The organism is Prolixibacter bellariivorans ATCC BAA-1284 (assembly GCF_000621705.1).
GTDB lineage: Bacteria > Bacteroidota > Bacteroidia > Bacteroidales > Prolixibacteraceae > Prolixibacter > Prolixibacter bellariivorans.
In genome coordinates, this window is record NZ_JHXO01000009.1 from 228,788 (window position 1) to 247,889 (window position 19,102).

Below are 19,102 nucleotides of genomic sequence, written 5' to 3' on the forward strand. Positions count from 1 at the left end.
ATACACACTAGTTGTGGGTAATTAAAAATGAGACTAACAGCAAACATAAAACATCCTGATTCAGACGTAAAAAGATTAATGATTTACGACTCTGAAGATGGCGTGTATCTATTTGGATACGATAAAGAAACTGATTCAAGTGCAATTTGGGACAACTGGTTTGAGAAAGTAGAGTATGCAATTGAAGCTTCACAAGAATACAGTGTTGACCAAAATGATTGGCAAGAAATACCAGACCCTATGGAAAATTGCCAACACGATTGGATAGAACCTGTAAGAGTAAAAGGACGAGAGATTGGGAAACCTGAGTGGGGTAAACTTGAGAAATTAGTAAATGGTAAATGGATTGATTTATGATTCACAAGATTGACAATACTGGAAAATTAAATAAATCAATTTATCAGCAAATTGGTAGACCTATATCTGAAAAGGAAAACAAGTTGATTAATATAACGGGGAGTTGTTTGTTCAACCTCAGAGACATAAGAATCTTCAACGAAAAGAATGATTTTGAGCTTGAACCAAATGCACGTTGCAATTTTGAACTTTTCGAGTATGGACTCTTACTCAGAATTAATGACAGACAACATTATTATGTTCTTCCGCTATCAAAAAATGAAAATCTAAGAATGATTTTAAAGGAAGGAGAAGAAAAAATATTCCCGATTAATTTGACTGGATTTCTATATGCAATTGGATTTAAAAGAAGCTTTTTGAGAAAGTATTGGTTATTATCAAGAGGATTTTACAACGAAAGATTTGAACTTCTGATAGAAACTGATTCAGAGAAACTTTTACTTGACTCGCAAGGAAAGAATTTCAAAGAAGCGGTGAAATATTTTGAAAAAAGTGAACTGAGAACAATAATAACTACCCACAACAATAAATATAAGCAATAGCTGTTTCTGTGGGTATTCGGGCGGTAGTGGTTCTAATCATCCCCGCCAAATCTACGGATTTGACTATTTAATTTTGCGTAGCTTTGGCTACTTTGTAACTTGATACGAAACCGCATTTAAGACCGCTACATGCTCATATTATTAACGTTAGACAATATTTGAAAGCACCCTATTAACCATAAACGGCAACGATGGAAAATGAATTTTATAAACCAATAATAATTGACAACCTGAGAGTTTCGGGAATTGCAGATGGGACTATTCCTCCTGGACAAAGTGGAAATATTATTGTTAGAAAATTTACATCCTCTTTATCTCCTAATTTTTCACGTCATTTCAATAACATAATTTCACTTTTTCTTAATCAGAATGCTGGAAACTCCTTGAATAATCTTTTGGTAATTATCAAACCTGATTTCAAAGCATATGTTTACACAAAATTCCCTTTGAGCATTAATATTAAAGCTTCTCGTGATTTAAAAAAAGGAGAGCTTGTAATGTTTGGAGATTTTGCCGATTTAGATAATGTATCATTTCATGATGCTACGATTGATTTAAATCCCGAAAAAGGAGATCAGATTGTATGGCTGTTTAGAGATAATTGGCATTTTGGATTGCACTTTGATTTTTCAAGGTTGCTTGATAGAGCAGCAATGTTGAGTGAGCTAGGGTACCATTATAAGAAAATGCTTTATCTTGAAATGTATTCGTTTTTATCAACTGAAAAACATTTTAAATCATTGATTAATGACGGCTGGTTTCCATTTATTCGATTATTAAATGGTCAGTTTAATAATCTGATAGCTTACTATGAAGAGGACATGAAGTTTAATAGCTATACAGAGAAAGTAGTTGATTCTTTCACAGATGACCATTTACGTAAAATAGTTGCTAGATGGTGGAGGAATCCAGTCTTAAATAATAAAAAAGAAATAATCCAATCTGGAATTGACGCATACATTTCTAGAACTAAATCAGGATTTATAAACTGCATAAAAAATCTAGTGACTGAGCTTGAAGGAATAATCCGTATGGCTTGTTACCATGAAACAGGGAATAAAAGCCCATCCACAAAGCAGATTAAGGAGTACATCGTTGAGTCTGGCAAACAGAATTTTAAAACATTAGCGACCCTTGGATTTACAAATGAATTTATGTTTTATCTTAATGATTCTATTTTTAAAGGTTTTGATTTAGAAAAGGATATACCTTCAAGCAGACATTCAGTTGCTCATGGTGTGGCAACCACAGATAGTTATACACAAATGCGGGCTTTGCAGATTATTCTGACAATTGACCAAGCGTTCTATTTTCTTGGGAATAAAAATATTGCCTAACGATGTATAAAAATAATAGCCGAGACAGTAGTAAAATCAAGGGTTTTATCCCGTGTAAACTTTCGTGTAACTTGACAGGAAAGTGCCACGCTATCTGTCACTACTCATACAATTCTTCGTCGACATGCAAACCAACTAAACCAACACGCCATGAAAAACACCGCCAACCTACTCATCGTTGCACTCCTCTTCCTGGTTTCCTGCCAGCAAAAGGCGGAGCAGCCTGGCCAATCGATGTATTCCTTTCCGGAACAAACCCAATCGCGGTGGATTAGCTTCGAGAACCCACACGGCGAAAAGGGCAAAGGCGGCATGGAGAACTTTGGGGCGAAAGGACATCCGCAGGACAGCATCGGCGCCGGCGCTACCCAGGTGTTGATGGACATCAAAGGTAGCGGCGTTATCAACCGGATGTGGGTGACCATCAACGACCGGAGCCCGGAAATGCTGCGTTCACTCCGCATCGATATGTATTGGGACGGTGAAAGCAAACCAGCTGTCTCCGCTCCTTTCGGCGATTTCTTTGGTGTAGGTTTAGGCCGGATGACCGCTTTCGAGAACGAACTGTTTGCTGACCCGGAGGGGCGCTCATTTGTGAGTTTCATTCAAATGCCGTTCAAAACCGGGGCAAAAATTACACTCACCAACGAATCGGACCAACCGGTTTCGGCCCTGTTCTACGACATCGATTATCTGTTGACTCCCTGGAAAAAAGATAACCTCTATTTCCATTGCTACTGGAACCGGGACACCGCCACCACACCGGGCGTCGATTATACCATCCTTCCCGATGTATCAGGCAAAGGACGCTTCCTGGGAACCAACATCGGGGTGAATGCTAACCCGGCCTACAGAGATTCGTGGTGGGGCGAAGGCGAAGTAAAAATGTACCTCGACGGCGATACGAAATTTCCGACGCTGGCCGGAACCGGAACGGAAGATTACATCGCCACGGCATGGGGACAGGGCCAATTCATTTCGCGGTACTCGGGCTGTACCCTGGCCGATAGCAAAAACAAGCAATGGGCCTTCTACCGCTATCACATACCCGACCCCATCTATTTTGGTTCCGATTGCCGCGTCACCATTCAGCAAATCGGGGGAGCCCCCAAAGCCCAGGTAATCGACATGCAGAAGAAAGGAGCTAACCTGATACCGGTCACCATCCACGATGGCCATACGTTGCATCTCATTTATAAGAAAGATACGGTAGTGAATCTGGCAACCATCCCCTATAACGGATGGACCAATTTCTATCGCTCCGACGATGTCTCCTCCACCGCCTATTTTTATCTTGATCAACCGACGGATGATTTACCGGCTTTAAAACCGAGAGCCTACCGGGTTTATCATTTAAAAGCTGATAAGGAATGACAACATTCGATATCTCGGATAACTGACCAAAATATTATTATGTAATTTTTTTATCTTAGATGAGTTCTAACAACCAACAAATGCCGACAGATCCAATTATCACGCTTCGCAAGGCTTACTTCCCGCCTTAAACAGACGGAATAATAACAAATAACAGAGTGAGATAACCACCTAAGGAAGGTTACTAGTACAAAATATCCCCAAACAAAATTATTAAATGATGAAAGCAAAAATATTGTTGTTCAGCCTTATTTTATCAGTAAGCGTCGCCAAATCACAAACAATCGATGCACAGTTTCCCGGGTACGAGATGAAAACATTGCTGCAAACAGAACTCCCAATGGGCATGTGTTTCAATGCCGATAGTAATTTAGTAATAGTAAATAGAATTACACCACCAACAAAGCTTACCGTTGCCGTAATCGACAGCGGCAATTATGTTAAAGATTCCGTCTTGGTTGATTTTGCAAATCTGACCTATCAACCTCAGTATATTAAAGCAGACAAAGCAGGAAATATTTTCTTCTTAGATGCCAATAGAGATGACGGAAATTTTTACAGAATAACTCCGGATTTAAACATAGAAACGATTTATTTTGCAACCACTGGTGAGTTTAATGATCCACGGGGATTGTCCATTAATTCAAATAATGAAGTATTTGTTGTTAATAATATTATGGCAAACCAGGATTATTTAAAGTACGGCTACATTTCGGAATATAAGCTCAATGATACTCATAACGCTTTTCTGAATTCTCATCCCTACTTTATATCGTCATTCCCCAATGGAGTAATTGATTTGGAATTCTCAAAATCAGGTGATTTATATATCACAACTCACTCAACTTTAGCAAAAGTCAAATTTGACAGTTTGGGATATGTCAGCTCCTTAGATATGAACTTTGCCAAATTTCCCGTCGACTCCTCTATAACCAATTTTATATGTGGAATCGGGATTGACAATGATGATAACGTATATGTTTCTGAGGTTTCCACGAATGAAACAACAGGCGGAAAAATATATGAGGTTGACAGTTTAGGTAATGTAGAATTATTTGCATCAGGCTTAAATGCACCCCGAGACATTGTTTTTGACTCAAAAAACAGGATGTATGTATCTGACTATGGTGCGAGTAAAATTTATCAAATACAAAAAGCTACAACAACCGGTGTAAAAGATGGATATGCGCTAAAATCATTAAGAGTGTTTCCCAATCCCACCAGTAATTCATTTAGTGTTGAAGTGAACAACGAATTAAACACGACCGGCAAAAACCTAAAAATCAATCTATATGACATGACAGGTAAAAAAATACTTAATGCGCCCATGCAGAGTTCCAATACGAATATTGATATCTCCAACTTCAAAAATGGTATTTATCTGTATCGAATAACCGATGGAGAGGAGATTATGGCACAAGGCAAAATGATAAAAAAATAACTATTTACGCCCGATAATAACATCTGTAGAGGTATTGCCACACCTATCATCCAGCACTCTTTATGTATCCATAGTGAGTGCTGGAGTTAAAAAATAACACATTTTTCAAACTCAACAATAACCGGTTGAGACGAATCACCCGGATAACTGATGTGGAGGAACTTCAAAGATTCGTTGAGAAGAATTTTGTCACCAGATAAACCATCGAAAAGTTTATACTCAAAATTCGCCCCCATTCATGTAACAACTTCCGGACGGTTGGCGTCTTATAGTTTGCAATTAACATAAAGACATGCACAAACTACTGACCTTTCTACTGGGAGTATTTCTCTTCACCAACGCACTGGCGCAAAGCGATGAAATCCCTCCGTCAACCCAAATCATGACGCTGGGCGTATTTCATTTTGCCTACCCGAATCTGGATGCCATTAAAACAAAAGAGAACGATAAAATATCGGTCCTCGAAGAACCCTGGCAGTCGGAAATCATCTCGGTAGCCAATGCCATTAGTGAGTTTCGACCCACCATCATTGCCATTGAAGTAACGCCCGACCAGCAAGGCAAAATAGACTCTATGTACGCACTTTACCGCGCTGACCAATTCACCTTAAGGAAAGGTGAGATTTACCAGCTGGGCTTTCGTATCGGGAAACAATCGGACGTACCGGTCATCTATTGTGTCAACGACTGGGGAAGGCATTATCAGTCTGTTGAAACATTGTTTAAAGACAGCATCCGGCAAAGTAAATTCACAGAATACTACCGAAACTCGCCCGATTCAGTTTATGAAACGCACCGCAAGGCAACCAAAGTGAAAAACATCATCGGGGAATTGAAAAAGCTGAATGACCCGGCTGCCATCAGGGAACGGCTTTCGGTATACTTGCTAAACCCTTTCAAGTATGAGGAAAAGCCGGGCGATTTTATGGGCGTTGACTTCGAAACCGGCCGTTGGTTCAACCGGAACCTGCGTATCTTCCGAAACATACAGCGGATAAAACACAACAGTGATGACAGAATCCTGCTGATTATCGGCCGTGAACACCTGAACCTGCTCAACCTGTTTTTCGATGTATCGAAAGAATTTGAACTGGTTTCACCTCTTCCTTACCTGGAAAACATGAACCATGAGTAAAACAGGTGCTAAGAATTAAAGCGCTGTCGGGATAGCGGGATTGATTTTATTCTTTTCCCGGCTTGTAATTCCATCTCTGGTAACACCAGCAAGTATTACACTGAAAATAAGACACCAAACGATAACATTTAGTATATTCATCGTGGTTTAACCAACCGATATGACTACTAAACCAAATGAAAGAACGATGAAATTAAGTGTGATCAAAAGCAGTTTTGTCTTATTGCTGTTTGTCTGTTTATCCGGCTGCAGCTCTACAAACAAACATCAAGTTATTAGTGCCGATGTAGTTATTTACGGAGGAACGCCTGCCGCCATAACAGCAGCTGTCGAATTAACCCGTTCGAACAAACACGTGGTTATTGTCTGTCCGGAAAAGCATTTAGGAGGCATGAGTTCTAACGGACTCGGTTTTACTGACACAGGCGACAAGAATATTATCGGTGGCATTGCAAAGGAATTCTACCAACGGTTGTATACTTACTATGACAAAGAGGAAGCATGGAACTGGCAATCGAAATCCGAATACGGCAATAAAGGCCAGGATACACCTGCCATAGATGGAGGCACCAAGTCGATGTGGATTTTTGAACCGCATGTTGCCGAAAACGTATTCGAGAATTTTATCGAGGAGAACAAAATAGCAGTATACCGCGATCATTGGCTGGATAGGAATGACGGCGTTGAAGTAACAAATGGTTCCATCAAATCAATAAAGATGTTGAATGGAACACTTTTCAAAGCCAAAATCTATATTGATGCCACTTATGAGGGAGATCTGTTGGCCGCTGCCGGTGTGAGTTACCATGTTGGAAGGGAATCGAATAGTGAGTACAACGAAACATGGAATGGAGTTCAGGTGGGTACATTTCATCACGGCCACAATTTTGGAGATATGAAGATAAGCCCGTATAAAATTCCCGGTGATTCTTCGAGCGGGGTTTTAGCTTATATTTCAACAGACCCTCCGGGGAAAAAAGGCGAAGCGGATTATCGGGTTCAGGCCTATTGTTTCAGATTGTGCCTCACAAAGCATGAGGAGAATCGTGTTCCATTTGAAAAACCGGCTGGATATGATTCCACGAAATATGAACTGCTGGCCAGGATATATGAGGCCGGCTGGAACCAAACCTTCGACAAATTCGATCCCATCCCCAACTATAAGACCGATGTCAATAACCACGGACCATTCAGCTCCGATTACATCGGGATGAATTACGAATATCCGGAAGCGTCTTACGAGCAAAGAGCTCGTATCATACGTGAACATGAGGCCTATCAAAAGGGACTGCTTTACTTCCTGGCAAACGACCGACGTGTTCCTTCCGAAGTTCGGCAAGAGATGAACAAATGGGGATATGCAAAAGACGAATTCGTCGATAATGGACACTGGCCTCATCAGATTTACGTTCGCGAAGCAAGAAGAATGATTGGTGAGTATATTATGACCGAGAATGAAGTGCTTGGCAGAACGCCGGTAACGACATCCATCGGCATGGGTTCCTACACGATGGATTCGCATAATGTGCAACGATACATTACGCCGGATGGATACGTTCAAAACGAAGGCGATATTGGCGTTCACCCGCACAAGCCTTATCAAATCGCCATGGGAACCGTACTCCCCCAAAAAGAAGAGTGCAGCAATTTACTTGTTCCAGTGGCTGTGTCAAGTTCTCATATCGCTTTTGGTTCTATCCGGATGGAACCCGTTTTTATGATTCTGGGCCAAAGTTCGGGAGTAATGGCATCGATGGCTTTGGATAAGAAAGTTCCACTTCACGATTTATCGTATGAAGAGGTACGAAAAGAGCTGGTGGCAAGAAATCAAATAATAAACTAGCCGATATACATGCTTAAGAAATTCGCTTCATGCCAGACAATTGATATGTAACGGTTTTCCACTACTTTTATGCTCATAACTAAACACCAAACGCTATGACAAAAAATTCACGGAGACAATTCCTGACCCAGACGGTACCCCTCACCATTGGTGCGACGATGGGAATCACCCAGGCAAATGCGATGGGAAGCGCTACAGCTACTCCATCTGAAAAAAAGAAGAAAGTGGTAGTGTTTGGCGCCCATCCCGATGACCCGGAGACGATATGCGGCGGTCTAATGGCCTTATATGCCAATGCAGGGCACGAAGTGGTCTCAGCGTATCTGACGCGGGGCGAAGCCGGCATAGAGGGGAAATCGCATGAAGAAGCGGCAAAGATTCGCACCGCTGAAGCACTGACGGCCTGCAAGATTCTGAAATGTCGCGCTGAGTTCCTGGGACAAATCGACGGGAATACCGAAATAACAAGGGAAAAATACGCTCCCGTCAGCGATTTTCTGAAAAAGGAAAACCCGGATATCATCGTTACGCACTGGCCCATCGATACACACCGCGACCACCGGATTTGTTCCAACCTGGTATACGATGCCTGGTTACGGATGAAACCCAAACCGACTCTCTATTTCGGCGAAGCAATGACCGGGGCCCAATCACAAAACTTTACGCCTACCGATTACATCGATATCACCAGTGTGATACAGCAAAAACACCAGGCTTGTTATGCGCACGTCAGTCAGAAAGTTGACGAATGGTACCCGAATGATCATGCGAGAATGGAAGTATTTCGCGGAATGGAGTTCGGATGCGACTATGCCGAAGCCTTTGTGCGATACATTAAAAGTCCGGAAAATAATTTGAAGGAAGCTTGATGCCCCAACCACCAGCTTCTATTGCCCGCCGAAGGTAAGCACGACATCCGCAACCTGGGCGATATGGAACTGAAATACCTGGTGATTAAGAAATATCAAAAATAGCATCGTACAGACTGGCTTCGCCAGGCGATGTTTCCGGAAAGATAATTACACGTCAAATTTGATTTTACGATGAAAACGACAAAGACAAATTGGATAAATCATCCTTCTAAAAAACAACTCATTTTATTGACTACAATTTGGATTTTGGGAGTTGTTTTACTGGTTATTTCAATGACAAACTTATTTAAAGAAAGTATTTTTCAAGGGAAATACGTATTGATTTATTTCTTACTCATTGGTTCGATGGTAGCAATAGTTAGATTATATCGCAACTATTATAAAAATGCATGAAAAGTACGGCAGAATTTTACCTCGACGGGAAACCAAAACAACCGGTCCGTACGCCAGTTTTTATTGCCCTTCGAATGTCACGCACGGCATCCGCAACGTGAGCGATACCGAGCTGAAATACCTGGTGATTAAGAAGTATCAGGAATAAATTCGATTACCCCCGGCGCAAATTCTTCAAGACCTTCCGCGCCAGTTCCTTTTGACTTTGGCGACCATTCAACCGGTAACGGGCAGCGACAACCGGTCCGGTCAGCAATTGGAGCAAGCTTCCCAGGTTGCCCCACACTTTCGGCGATACGCCAATGATTTGGGCAATGACATCGAGGTACGTCAGCGTTTGCACCCGCATCGGATTGACCTTTCGTTCCTCACAAAGCCTGCGGTGTTTTTCCACCTCTTGTTTCATGACTTCCGGGGAAGGAAGCTGCGTATGCCCGGCAATTACTTCGGCGATGTACCTTCCCTGCATTTCGAGAGCCGGCAAAATCGGCCCGACAATGTAACACATGCCGCACATAGCCAAATGCCTGGTATTGGGAGAGAATATTTGCTGATACAACGGAACATAGTTATTCTCCACTTTCGTAACAGATGATTCTATAAAGGGGATGTCAATCTGGTAGCCGGTAGCAAAAATAATCGTATCCACCGTTTCGGTGCTGCCGTCTTCAAACGTTACCTGGTTACCGGAAATAAATTGAATCACCGGCTTCACGTTCAGTTTTCCTTGTTCCAGTCGTTTCAACAACAAATCATTCGGCACAAACCGTTGCTTCTCCAAATCGAGGGAATGGTCGGGCGTTCCAAAGTATTGCCGGATAGCTTCGTCATCGTACTGCCGGTACGCTTTCATCAGCTTGCTACGGAAAGCCTTTTCCCGAACTACTTTCGGCAGACTGGCCGACAACTTGGTCAGTTGCAAGTCGTACGCTTTGTTATCGATGAACCGGGGCACCAGCCACGACGGGCTCCGCATGGAAAGAAACGCACCGGAAGCTATCTCCGCTACTTCCGACGCAATATCGATGGCACTGCTCCCCGCTCCCACAGCCAGTACCTTCTTGCCTTCGAAGCTCTCCGGCGAGAAATAGTCACGGCTGTGCAATACCCTTCCGGTAAACGTATCCAAGCCTTCGATGTCCGGCATGGATGTTTTCTCATGCCGGCCATTGGCAATGATCAGCCAGTCGAATATGTGTGTTTCGCTATTGCCTCCCGATTCCACCTCAACGATAAATCGTCCTTCCGATTGCTTATCAGCGTGGATAACTGTTGTATTAAAGCTGATGTATTCAGCTAAATGAAATTGTTCTGTGTAGTTTTTCAGGTACTCCGAAACCACTTCCCGCGAAGGAAAATCAGCTACCTCCTTCTCAAACGGGAAATCAGAAAAGGCCATCATCTGTTTCGAGGTATTGGTTATCAAAGACCGGTAAGCCGCCGTGTCGCATTCCTGCTCATTTTCGTTAAGCTTCCATAGTCCCCCGAACCGGTCACTTCGTTCAAAAACGACCGGCTCGATACCGTATTCCAATAAGCTTTTCAAACACGTCAGGCCGGCTGCTCCGGCCCCGATGATGGCCACACTTTTCATGTGTTTATCTTTTCAATAATTCGTTTCAGTAATCGGTGAATCAACACCGTTCCTATTTGTTTCCGTCCCCCGGCAACAGTGCCTGAAGTTTCTTATCCATCCCTACTCCCTTGGCTACCGCGGCCGCAATGAAAAACGCCGATTTCTGTAACCCAATGGGAATTCCGTATAACCACGTATCGCCCAATTGTGCCAGTATAGCCATGTGAAAAATGTTGGAAGGCGTTCCTTTCGGGGATGCTTTCCCGGCAGCCGCCAGTGCATGATTGAGCCGTAACGCTTTTTCGAATTGTTTGGCTGGCGTTACCTCTACGGTATACGTCACTGGCTCGGAAGATTCGTTCCAGAAGGTATGCGGACATAGGGGTTTCACCAGGTAAGATTCGCCGGCCTTCAGCGTTAGATGCTCTTTGTTGTCACCGACAATCAGGTTGAGTTGCCCTTCCACTACACGAAAATGCTCACTGAAATGGCCGTGGTAATGATAAGGCGCCCGGTTCATTTGCCGCGCTTTCATGGTACTGCGTATTTTAAAAAGCTTGCCTTGGCTCTCCGCGGTACTGACCAATATCTCAACCTTCACACCCGTGACCGGGTTCTCCATTTTTCGTGTCATCCATTCAGGCTTGTTGTGCAAATATAGAAAAATCGGATAAAGGAGTTTGGCATCTTAATTCTTCGTAGTATAAGAATGAGGCCGTCTCAAAAAGTACAGAGAACATTTTCAGAACCGTCAATTTGAAAGTTGCCTCCAAAATCTCACCCCTAAATCCCCTAAAGGGGACTTTAAGCCGCCCCTTTAGGGGAGGTTTGGAGGGGTAAAAGCAGACTTACTTATAATTTGAAAGTTTTAAATTGTGCAGTTTGACTTTTAGTACAGCCTCTTTAACCAAGTTTCGAGATACCACTGTGCAAGACTATCCGAAGCAGAAAAATCTCGTGGATAATGAATTTCACACATCGAGTTCTTCATTGTATCTTTATGAGAAGCTTACCAAACCAACCAACATGTCCATTCAGACTGAACTGACAGAGCAACTCAACCGGTACAGTGTCGATTTTATCCGGTTTGTCGATGTTTCGGCCTTGCCGGAAGAGCAAAACAAGGGATTTCCTTATGCTATTCTGTTTGGAATTGCCTTAACCCCCGAATACATTCAGGAAATAACCAATCAGCCCGATTACATTCAGCAGAAGATTAAACGCGAAGCGATTCATCGGGATGAATTCCATCTGAAAGAAAGGAAAACAGACCGGCTGGCTGATGAGCTGGCTGATTTTCTTACACAGAAAGGATTTACCGCATATTCCCAGTCGGAAGAGAATTTAGCCCAAACCGGCTCTTATAACGAAGCAATACAGCAGACTTCGTTGCCCCACAAAACCATTGCCCACCTGGCCGGTATGGGATGGATGGGAAAACACGATTTACTGGTCACGCCCGAATACGGAAGTGCCGTCAGCATGTGCACCGTTTTGACGGATGCCCCGTTAGAAACCGTTCTATATTCGCCAGAAGAGTCAATGTGCGGAGAGTGCCAAGTCTGCGTGGACGTGTGTGTCCCCGGGGCACTCAAAGGGAAAACATGGAATATCAAGACCTCACGGGACGAGATAGTCGATATAGCGCACTGTACCACCTGCCTGCGGTGTTTGGTGATGTGCCCGTGGACGCAGCGGTATGCACAACGCCCCGTTGCCGTCCGTTAAGGCTCCCCATTGGTGGGGACTGTTCGCTAAGTGGTGGGCGGACCTCGCTGACTGGTGGGGGTTGTTCGCTAAGTGGTGGCCGGACTTCGCTGACTGGTGGGGATCGTTCGCTAAGTGGTGGGCAGACTTCGCCGACTAGTGGGGATTGTTCGCCAAGTGGTGGTCAGACTCCGCTGAGTGGTGGCCGGGCTCCGCTACCGGGTGAGGATTGCAGACCGCCCCGGCATCAGGAAAGAAACGAGCAAATATGTGCAGCCCATTGCCACTCTCCTGCCCAATATCCCATATAATTCTCACGTTTCGTCCATCATCATTTGCCGGTTTTTGACTAAATTGGTCCTCATGGAAAACCTGAAAAACACACTCCTCCTGCTATCGCAATATGGCATGGGCACCGGCGACGAAGCGCTGGGACTGCAACTTGTCACCAACTATTTAAACCTGATGAACGAAGAAGCGGAACCGCCCCGTTTCATTGCCCTGTATAACGGCGGCGTCAAACTGATTTGTGAAGGTTCGCCGGTGATTGACATCATGAAGGAGCTGGAGCAAAAAGGCGTCAAACTGCTGGCCTGCAAAACCTGCCTGCGGCATTTCGACCTGCTCGACAAAATGGAAGCGGGAATAGCCGGCACCATGATGGACATCGTGCAGTTGCAAAAGGCCGCCGACAAGGTGATTACCCTGTAACGACTATCCCCGAAAAGAGGTCGTGATCAAAAGTTCATAAGCCATTTACTTGCCGGAGAAGCCATGGGCAAAAGTCCATGAACCATTTACTCGCCGGGGAAGCCATGGGCAAAAGTCCATGAGCCGTTTACTCGCCGGGGAAGCCATGGGCAAAAGTCCATGAGCCATTTACTCGCCGGGGAAGCCATGATCAAAAATTAATACCTCATAGCCTATCTCCTGCTGCGCGCGCAATAAATCGCCTTTGCCCCGCTTTTGTTTTATGATAAAAAACGCTAATTTCAGTGGTGAAAACGAAACGACTGGTCAAAACCAAGATGAAGAATACCTGACAGAACATAATAAGTACACAATCCATCCCTAAATGAATGTATAACCACAACTCATCTAATGACATAAAATCAATAACAAGCATTACAATATCTCCTAGCTAGCGTTCATGCTGAATAAGTATTACATAAAAAACAAAAAAAATACTAATGGATATTTATAATATTTCGGAAATTGAAATAGAGCTACGAGCCACATCTGATGCAGCCTGTGGAAATGGTATTAACGCACTACTCGACTCAAAAAAAATTTCTATTGAAGAATTTATAGAGCATAGAGAAAAATACGCTGAAGATTTTATCCGATTTAGCCATGACGGTTTTAAAGGAGCCCAAAATAGAATTATAAAAAATATTCTTCTCATTCAAGATGAACAAGAAGTTGTAAAACAGAATCTAAAAAAGGCAAGAGTTGAAAGAAATAAAGAAGAAATTCCTGAATTAATAAATAAAAAAAAACATCTTGAAAACATTGTAAAGTTATTTAAACATTGTGCCGATGCTTTGGTTTGGCAACTTATACAAGGACAACTTTGAATTTCGCGTAGACTTTATTTAAATGTATCAGGAGAGAAAAAACTAAGAGAAGTAAATTTGGAATCTGCAATAAAAGTTGCCGAAGATTATAATTCCAATCCAATGAATTTTGTGCTAATTACCGACATTACAAATAATGTTCAAGTCGGCGATTTAATGGGAATTGTTGATGGTCAGTTTATAATAGCAGAAATCAAAGAAGGAGAAAAAAAATCTAGAAATTTTGGAAGTTATTCAAGAATTAAGCGATCCAGAAAAAACACCTCAAGATGTATTAAAGACCTTTTCTTCCGAACCTAAAATGATTGAACAACTTGAGCGGACAATTAAACAGCATAAAACATTACACGATGTTCATCAAATTCTGAGTACTGACAAGGGAATCGACCCAACTTCTGGCAAAGAAGTTAGAATTTTTACTCCAAATGAACCAACTCCAATATTTTCAGAAAGATTGTCTTTACTCGAAAAACAACTACAAGAAAGAAATTTTTGGGCATACGATGTAATTGAAGGTTGCTTACATATCGGAATATATAAAGGTGAGAAAAGATTTGCCGGACACCTAATTTTAAAAGCGATTTGCGAACAAAAAGAAAAACCAAACTATATAATAGTCGATGCATTAAGTATAATTGATTCTCTTAATAAACCATTATTTTTTCTCCCCTTCAGCACAGACTTTATTTTCGATATAATTTTCAGTCGAGTAAAAATGTATTTTATGCTTGAGTTAGATAACTACATGGAACTGTATAGCCATTACGGATTTAAAGCTGAATGGGCTAGTAGAAAACAAACAACAAAAGCAAAGGAAATGGTAAAAGCCTATGATATTTTTGAACACAATCATCGAGGAATAAAAATTAAGATTGATGGGAACAAGAGTATGTGGTTATCATTTGGAACCTTAACAAGAATTTTCTTTGAGCATATAAATCCATCGTATACTGCTTATTCGACCAAGTACTATATGGAAAAGTAATGAAATCAATAAAAGAAAAGCACCAAACGCTAATTGGTATAGGGCATGACTGAGTATAGCTCCCTCTAATACTCAGGGGCGACAAGTCCAATCTCTTCCCAACCTCAATTCCTAAGGATGTCATCCCCCGGAGGGATGACATCCTTTTTTAGTTCCTTTTACCCCAGCCCGGGAAGATGAGTCATACATAATAAGGCGGCTTATTCCGGATACGATGATGAAATAAAGTGTACCTTCACCGCATCAGTCTTGCCCCAAGAAGCGTATTTTTCCATTTTAGTTCTTCACCATAACAGGAAAATCGATGAAAAGAAACAGAAAGATCATCTCCGTCATTGTTGCCATTATCGTGGCTTTCTACTTGTTAAACCTGTTCTTAAACTACTACGGCGACTGGCTCTGGTTCAACAATCTGCACTATGGCTCGGTATTTAGTACCATGATTATTGCCAAGATTGTTTCGTTTGTCGTATTCTTCCTGGTTTTTGTCCTGTTTTTTAGTCTTCACCTTCGCCTGGCCCATCGCAGGGGCCAACTGAGCAGGCAGAACATCTACCTGCCGGAAGACGACCCCCGACAAGTTATTTTACAGCTCTACAAAGGGAAAACAATCTTTTGGATCTGGGCTATACTGACGTTGTTGCTTGGCAAATTTATGGGTTCATATGCTGTCGACCAATGGAACAATTTCCTGCAATTCATCCATGCTTCTTCTTTTGGTATTCAGGAGCCGATTTTTCACAAAGATGCCGGATTTTACGTATTCAAACTTCCGGTTTACCAGTTCATCACCAGCTGGTATCTTTTCATGGTGGGGATGACTTTCATTGCCGTTATGGCGTCCTATTATCTCGATAACGTCTTTTCGTCAGTCGGGAAAGGTTTTCAGGTTCTCAAACCCGTCAGAAGACATTTATTGAGCCTGACCGGATTCTTCGTGCTGGGCATTTCGGTATCCTATTTCCTGAAACTGTATAACATTTTATATTCCTCCCACGGAGCAGCTTACGGCCCCTCGTATGTGGATGTACACGCACAAATCCCGGCCTATTGGGCACTTTTTGTTGTGAGCCTTGCTATCACATTGCTTTTGTTTTTATCCCGGGCCTTCCGGAAAAAGAAAATTATTTTGTATGCCGTTGGAGTTTGGGTATTCGTCTTAATTGGCTTTGTGTGGATTTACCCCAGCATAATAGAACAATACGTTGTGAAGCCCAACGAACTGCAAAAAGAGACACCGTATATTCTGAATAATATAAAACTAACGCGGGAAGCTTATGGCTTAAATAAAATTAAGGTCAAACCTTTTCCTGTCGACGACAAGATTACCTATAAGGACATTGAGGAAAACCGCAATACCATAGAAAACATACGGCTATGGGACAGAAGACCGTTGATACAAACCTACAAACAGCTGCAGGAAATTCGCCTCTATTACGATTTTAACAGTGTGCAGGTCGATCGGTATCATTTCGACAAATATACTGAAGTAGCATTGGCCGGAAGAGAATTACCTGTTTCGCAAATTCCCAACCGGGCACAAACCTGGGTCAACACCCATTTGATCTTTACCCACGGTTACGGTGTGGTGATGAACCCCGTGAATGAGATATTGCCTAACGGTATGCCCAACCTGGTTGTCAAGGACATTCCTCCGACAACCACTGTCCCGCTTAAGTTAAAGCAAATGGGAATTTACTATGGCGAAGAGTCCAACCAGTTTGTTTTGGTCAACACCACCGCCAAAGAGTTTGATTACCCGAAGGGCGACGATAATGTATATACCAGTTATGCCGGCAAGGGAGGCGTTCGTATTTCCGGTTTGTTTAAGCGCCTGGTTTTTGCCTGGAAATTTTCAGACATCAAAATTCTGCTGACCGGCTATCTGACAAACCAAAGCCGCATTATGTTCTACCGGAATATTACGCAGCGTGACAAAACCATTGCTCCGTTTCTTTCATACGACAGCCAGCCTTATATGGTCGTCGGAGACGACGGACAACTCTACTGGATACACGATGCCTACACCACGAGCAATATGTTTCCTTACTCTGAGCCTGTCACACAAAACCTGAGTGAACGTGGTTTCAACTACATCAATAATTCGGTTAAGGTGGTGATCAATGCGTACAACGGAGATGTTTCCTATTATGTGATTAATCCCAACGACCCGATTATTCAAACGTATGAGAAAATCTATCCGAAGCTTTTCAAACCGTTTAGCGACATGCCGGAATTTTTAAAGGCTCACATCCGCTATCCCACCGATCTGTTCAATATACAAACACAGATGTACAATGTATATCACATGACCGATCCGAAGGTTTTTTACAACCAGGAAGACTATTGGCAGGTTCCGAATGAAAGCTATAATAACGAGCAGCAGAAAATGTTCCCTTATTACATTATCATGCGCTTGCCTGAAACCCAAAAAGAAGAGTATATCCTCATGCTGCCACTGACTCCTTCCAAGAAGGATAATATGATTGCATGGATGTGCGCCCGTTGCGACGCCCCTAATTACGGCGATCTGATTGTCTATTCACTTCCGAAGGATAAATTGATTTACGGGCCCATGCAGGTTGAAGCCAGAATTAATCAGCAACCTGACATCTCTTCCCAGCTTACCCTTTGGGGACAGCAAGGCTCGCAGGTTTTCAAAGGAAACCAGTTGATCATCCCGATAAAAAATTCGTTCCTGTATGTGGAGCCTGTCTATCTGCAATCAGACCAGGGCAAAATCCCGGAACTGAAACGGGTGATTGTGACCTACAACGATCATATTGAGATGAAGAAAACGCTGGAAGAAGCACTCCAGGCGATTTTCAATAGCTCCGGCTCACAAGACACGTTGTCGGCACCACAGGTAAAAGATATCGTCAACATCGTTAAGACTTCCCTTTCGGCGAAAGCCAAGGAAGCACTTGACCATTACAACAAAGCCACCGAATATCTGAAACAGAATAACTGGGCCGGTTATGGGAAAGAGCTGCAGCAGATGAAAGCAGTTTTATCCAAGATGACCCGGGACAGCACAACAAGCCAGGAAGCCAATAAGGAACCAATGAAGCAGTAGGGCTTGAAGCCATATTGAGATTTACGATAGTTAAAAGGATGTTATCCCTTCGAGGGATGACATCCTTATTCGTTACATACAAGCGTCAACGATTAAGTTTCTTTAACAAAAGAGTTCCGATGTGAGCTCAACCTTTTACCGGGTCGTATGTCTCATAATTACTATTCAGAACAATCATTAGGAGACGAATATGAGAAGATTTTCAATGCCTGGTCAACTAAAAACTGTTTTTGCCATAATGGTTTTTGCAAGCCCGTTTCTTTCCGGCAATGTACTGGCCCGGAATAACCATCACCATCCATGCTTAATGAGGAAAGATTCAACCCTGATGCAGCGGCAGGAAATGATACACTCCCGGAGTCATATGGTGATGCCTTTCGACATGAATAAAGTCACCCATTATTTTATCAAAACCAACAACGGCGGCATTTTACGGATCAAGGCAAAAGACCCTGCTGATACATTGCAAATTTCGATGATCCGAAAACACCTTAGTAAAGAAAGAAACTTGTTTTCGAAAGCCGATTTTAAAGACCCAAAAACCCTTCACGGGATGCATATGCCGGGACTCAAAACACTTTCGGGTTCAAAAGGCAAGTTTACGGTTGACTATCAGCAATTACCGGACGGTGCAAAGCTCACATTTGCTTCGAAGGATGCTGCCGTAATCGATGCGCTTCATGTTTGGTTTGATGCCCAGTTGAGAGACCACGGCAGCGATGCCAAGAGTAAAGAATAACGTTCCCGGGTGATTCACCTTTTACCACTTAGCGGTAACGCGTTGCAAAAGATGCCGCAATCCATCATTGAGCTGCAGCTCGCAAACTATCCTCCTCCAGGAGGAGGTGGCCGAAGGCCGGAGGAGGATTTAAGGTACCGTTGGGATT

At 42.8% G+C, this 19,102-nt stretch carries 17 protein-coding genes; 15 read left to right on the top strand and 2 right to left on the bottom strand.

The window, feature by feature from the left end; translation table 11 throughout:
• Positions 1-27 precede the first annotated feature (27 nt).
• The 9 genes from T426_RS0112720 (at position 28) to T426_RS25565 (ending at position 9,442) form a co-directional block, all read left to right on the top strand.
• On the top strand, positions 28-357 hold the full coding sequence (locus tag T426_RS0112720) for a hypothetical protein (protein ID WP_025863922.1): 330 nt from the start codon (positions 28-30) through the stop codon (positions 355-357).
• On the top strand, positions 354-899 hold the full coding sequence (locus tag T426_RS0112725) for a hypothetical protein (RefSeq protein ID WP_025863921.1): 546 nt from the start codon (positions 354-356) through the stop codon (positions 897-899). The genes T426_RS0112720 and T426_RS0112725 overlap by 4 nt, the downstream gene beginning before the upstream one ends.
• Before the next feature lie 191 nt (positions 900-1,090).
• Positions 1,091-2,236: a hypothetical protein gene (locus T426_RS0112730; protein ID WP_025863920.1), complete on the top strand. Its 1,146-nt coding sequence runs from the start codon at positions 1,091-1,093 to the stop codon at positions 2,234-2,236.
• Positions 2,237-2,386: 150 nt separating this feature from the next.
• The gene (locus tag T426_RS23645; RefSeq protein WP_025863919.1) at positions 2,387-3,610 is read left to right on the top strand and encodes a glycoside hydrolase family 172 protein; all 1,224 of its coding nucleotides are present in this window, start codon (positions 2,387-2,389) and stop codon (positions 3,608-3,610) included.
• Between the two features lie 217 nt (positions 3,611-3,827).
• The gene (locus T426_RS0112740; RefSeq protein WP_025863918.1) at positions 3,828-5,051 is read left to right on the top strand and encodes a T9SS type A sorting domain-containing protein; all 1,224 of its coding nucleotides are present in this window, start codon (positions 3,828-3,830) and stop codon (positions 5,049-5,051) included.
• Positions 5,052-5,343: 292 nt separating this feature from the next.
• A complete protein-coding gene (locus tag T426_RS0112750) occupies positions 5,344-6,186 on the top strand; it encodes a DUF5694 domain-containing protein (RefSeq protein ID WP_025863917.1) in 843 nt (280 codons plus the stop codon).
• A 187-nt stretch (positions 6,187-6,373) separates the two neighbouring features.
• Positions 6,374-8,029 carry an FAD-dependent oxidoreductase gene (locus tag T426_RS0112755; RefSeq protein ID WP_027585796.1) on the top strand — a complete coding sequence of 552 codons (1,656 nt, stop codon included), beginning with the start codon at positions 6,374-6,376 and terminating at the stop codon, positions 8,027-8,029.
• 95 nt (positions 8,030-8,124) lie between these two features.
• Positions 8,125-8,898, top strand: coding sequence for a PIG-L deacetylase family protein (locus T426_RS25170; RefSeq protein ID WP_025863916.1), 774 nt, complete (start codon positions 8,125-8,127; stop codon positions 8,896-8,898).
• Between the two features lie 388 nt (positions 8,899-9,286).
• Entirely contained in the window at positions 9,287-9,442 is a 156-nt protein-coding gene (locus T426_RS25565; protein ID WP_174820392.1) for a cupin domain-containing protein, read from the top strand.
• A 6-nt stretch (positions 9,443-9,448) separates the two neighbouring features.
• On the opposite strand, the gene T426_RS0112780 is transcribed toward T426_RS25565, so the two are convergent.
• Positions 9,449-10,888, bottom strand: a complete 1,440-nt coding sequence (locus T426_RS0112780; RefSeq protein ID WP_025863914.1) for an NAD(P)-binding domain-containing protein — start codon at positions 10,886-10,888, stop codon at positions 9,449-9,451.
• Between the two features lie 52 nt (positions 10,889-10,940).
• Positions 10,941-11,504: a cupin domain-containing protein gene (locus T426_RS25175; RefSeq protein WP_025863913.1), complete on the bottom strand. Its 564-nt coding sequence runs from the start codon at positions 11,502-11,504 to the stop codon at positions 10,941-10,943.
• 392 nt (positions 11,505-11,896) lie between these two features.
• Between T426_RS25175 and T426_RS0112790 the strand changes: the two genes are divergently transcribed.
• The 6 genes from T426_RS0112790 to T426_RS23660 all read left to right on the top strand — a co-directional run bounded on the left by T426_RS0112790 (position 11,897) and on the right by T426_RS23660 (position 18,954).
• Positions 11,897-12,598 carry an epoxyqueuosine reductase gene (locus tag T426_RS0112790; RefSeq protein WP_051568990.1) on the top strand — a complete coding sequence of 234 codons (702 nt, stop codon included), beginning with the start codon at positions 11,897-11,899 and terminating at the stop codon, positions 12,596-12,598.
• A gap of 177 nt (positions 12,599-12,775) precedes the next feature.
• Positions 12,776-13,288 carry a DsrE family protein gene (locus tag T426_RS0112795; protein WP_025863911.1) on the top strand — a complete coding sequence of 171 codons (513 nt, stop codon included), beginning with the start codon at positions 12,776-12,778 and terminating at the stop codon, positions 13,286-13,288.
• Positions 13,289-13,767: 479 nt separating this feature from the next.
• Entirely contained in the window at positions 13,768-14,154 is a 387-nt protein-coding gene (locus T426_RS0112805) for a hypothetical protein (RefSeq protein WP_027585799.1), read from the top strand.
• Between the two features lie 223 nt (positions 14,155-14,377).
• Positions 14,378-15,139: a hypothetical protein gene (locus tag T426_RS0112815; protein WP_148303708.1), complete on the top strand. Its 762-nt coding sequence runs from the start codon at positions 14,378-14,380 to the stop codon at positions 15,137-15,139.
• A gap of 304 nt (positions 15,140-15,443) precedes the next feature.
• A complete protein-coding gene (locus T426_RS0112820; protein ID WP_027585801.1) occupies positions 15,444-18,215 on the top strand; it encodes a UPF0182 family membrane protein in 2,772 nt (923 codons plus the stop codon).
• 238 nt (positions 18,216-18,453) lie between these two features.
• The gene (locus T426_RS23660; RefSeq protein ID WP_051568991.1) at positions 18,454-18,954 is read left to right on the top strand and encodes a hypothetical protein; all 501 of its coding nucleotides are present in this window, start codon (positions 18,454-18,456) and stop codon (positions 18,952-18,954) included.
• The last annotated feature ends 148 nt before the right edge of the window (positions 18,955-19,102 follow it).

What these genes read in the sequence shown, in the direction of transcription:
- T426_RS0112720 (WP_025863922.1), top strand. Translation starts at nt 28, where the DNA reads ATGAGACTAACAGCAAACATAAAACATCCTGATTCAGACGTAAAAAGA.
- T426_RS0112725 (WP_025863921.1), top strand. Translation starts at nt 354, where the DNA reads ATGATTCACAAGATTGACAATACTGGAAAATTAAATAAATCAATTTAT.
- T426_RS0112730 (WP_025863920.1), top strand. Translation starts at nt 1,091, where the DNA reads ATGGAAAATGAATTTTATAAACCAATAATAATTGACAACCTGAGAGTT.
- T426_RS23645 (WP_025863919.1), top strand. Translation starts at nt 2,387, where the DNA reads ATGAAAAACACCGCCAACCTACTCATCGTTGCACTCCTCTTCCTGGTT.
- T426_RS0112740 (WP_025863918.1), top strand. Translation starts at nt 3,828, where the DNA reads ATGATGAAAGCAAAAATATTGTTGTTCAGCCTTATTTTATCAGTAAGC.
- T426_RS0112750 (WP_025863917.1), top strand. Translation starts at nt 5,344, where the DNA reads ATGCACAAACTACTGACCTTTCTACTGGGAGTATTTCTCTTCACCAAC.
- T426_RS0112755 (WP_027585796.1), top strand. Translation starts at nt 6,374, where the DNA reads ATGAAATTAAGTGTGATCAAAAGCAGTTTTGTCTTATTGCTGTTTGTC.
- T426_RS25170 (WP_025863916.1), top strand. Translation starts at nt 8,125, where the DNA reads ATGACAAAAAATTCACGGAGACAATTCCTGACCCAGACGGTACCCCTC.
- T426_RS25565 (WP_174820392.1), top strand. Translation starts at nt 9,287, where the DNA reads ATGCATGAAAAGTACGGCAGAATTTTACCTCGACGGGAAACCAAAACA.
- T426_RS0112780 (WP_025863914.1), bottom strand. Translation starts at nt 10,888, where the DNA reads ATGAAAAGTGTGGCCATCATCGGGGCCGGAGCAGCCGGCCTGACGTGT.
- T426_RS25175 (WP_025863913.1), bottom strand. Translation starts at nt 11,504, where the DNA reads ATGACACGAAAAATGGAGAACCCGGTCACGGGTGTGAAGGTTGAGATA.
- T426_RS0112790 (WP_051568990.1), top strand. Translation starts at nt 11,897, where the DNA reads ATGTCCATTCAGACTGAACTGACAGAGCAACTCAACCGGTACAGTGTC.
- T426_RS0112805 (WP_027585799.1), top strand. Translation starts at nt 13,768, where the DNA reads ATGGATATTTATAATATTTCGGAAATTGAAATAGAGCTACGAGCCACA.
- T426_RS0112820 (WP_027585801.1), top strand. Translation starts at nt 15,444, where the DNA reads ATGAAAAGAAACAGAAAGATCATCTCCGTCATTGTTGCCATTATCGTG.
- T426_RS23660 (WP_051568991.1), top strand. Translation starts at nt 18,454, where the DNA reads ATGGTTTTTGCAAGCCCGTTTCTTTCCGGCAATGTACTGGCCCGGAAT.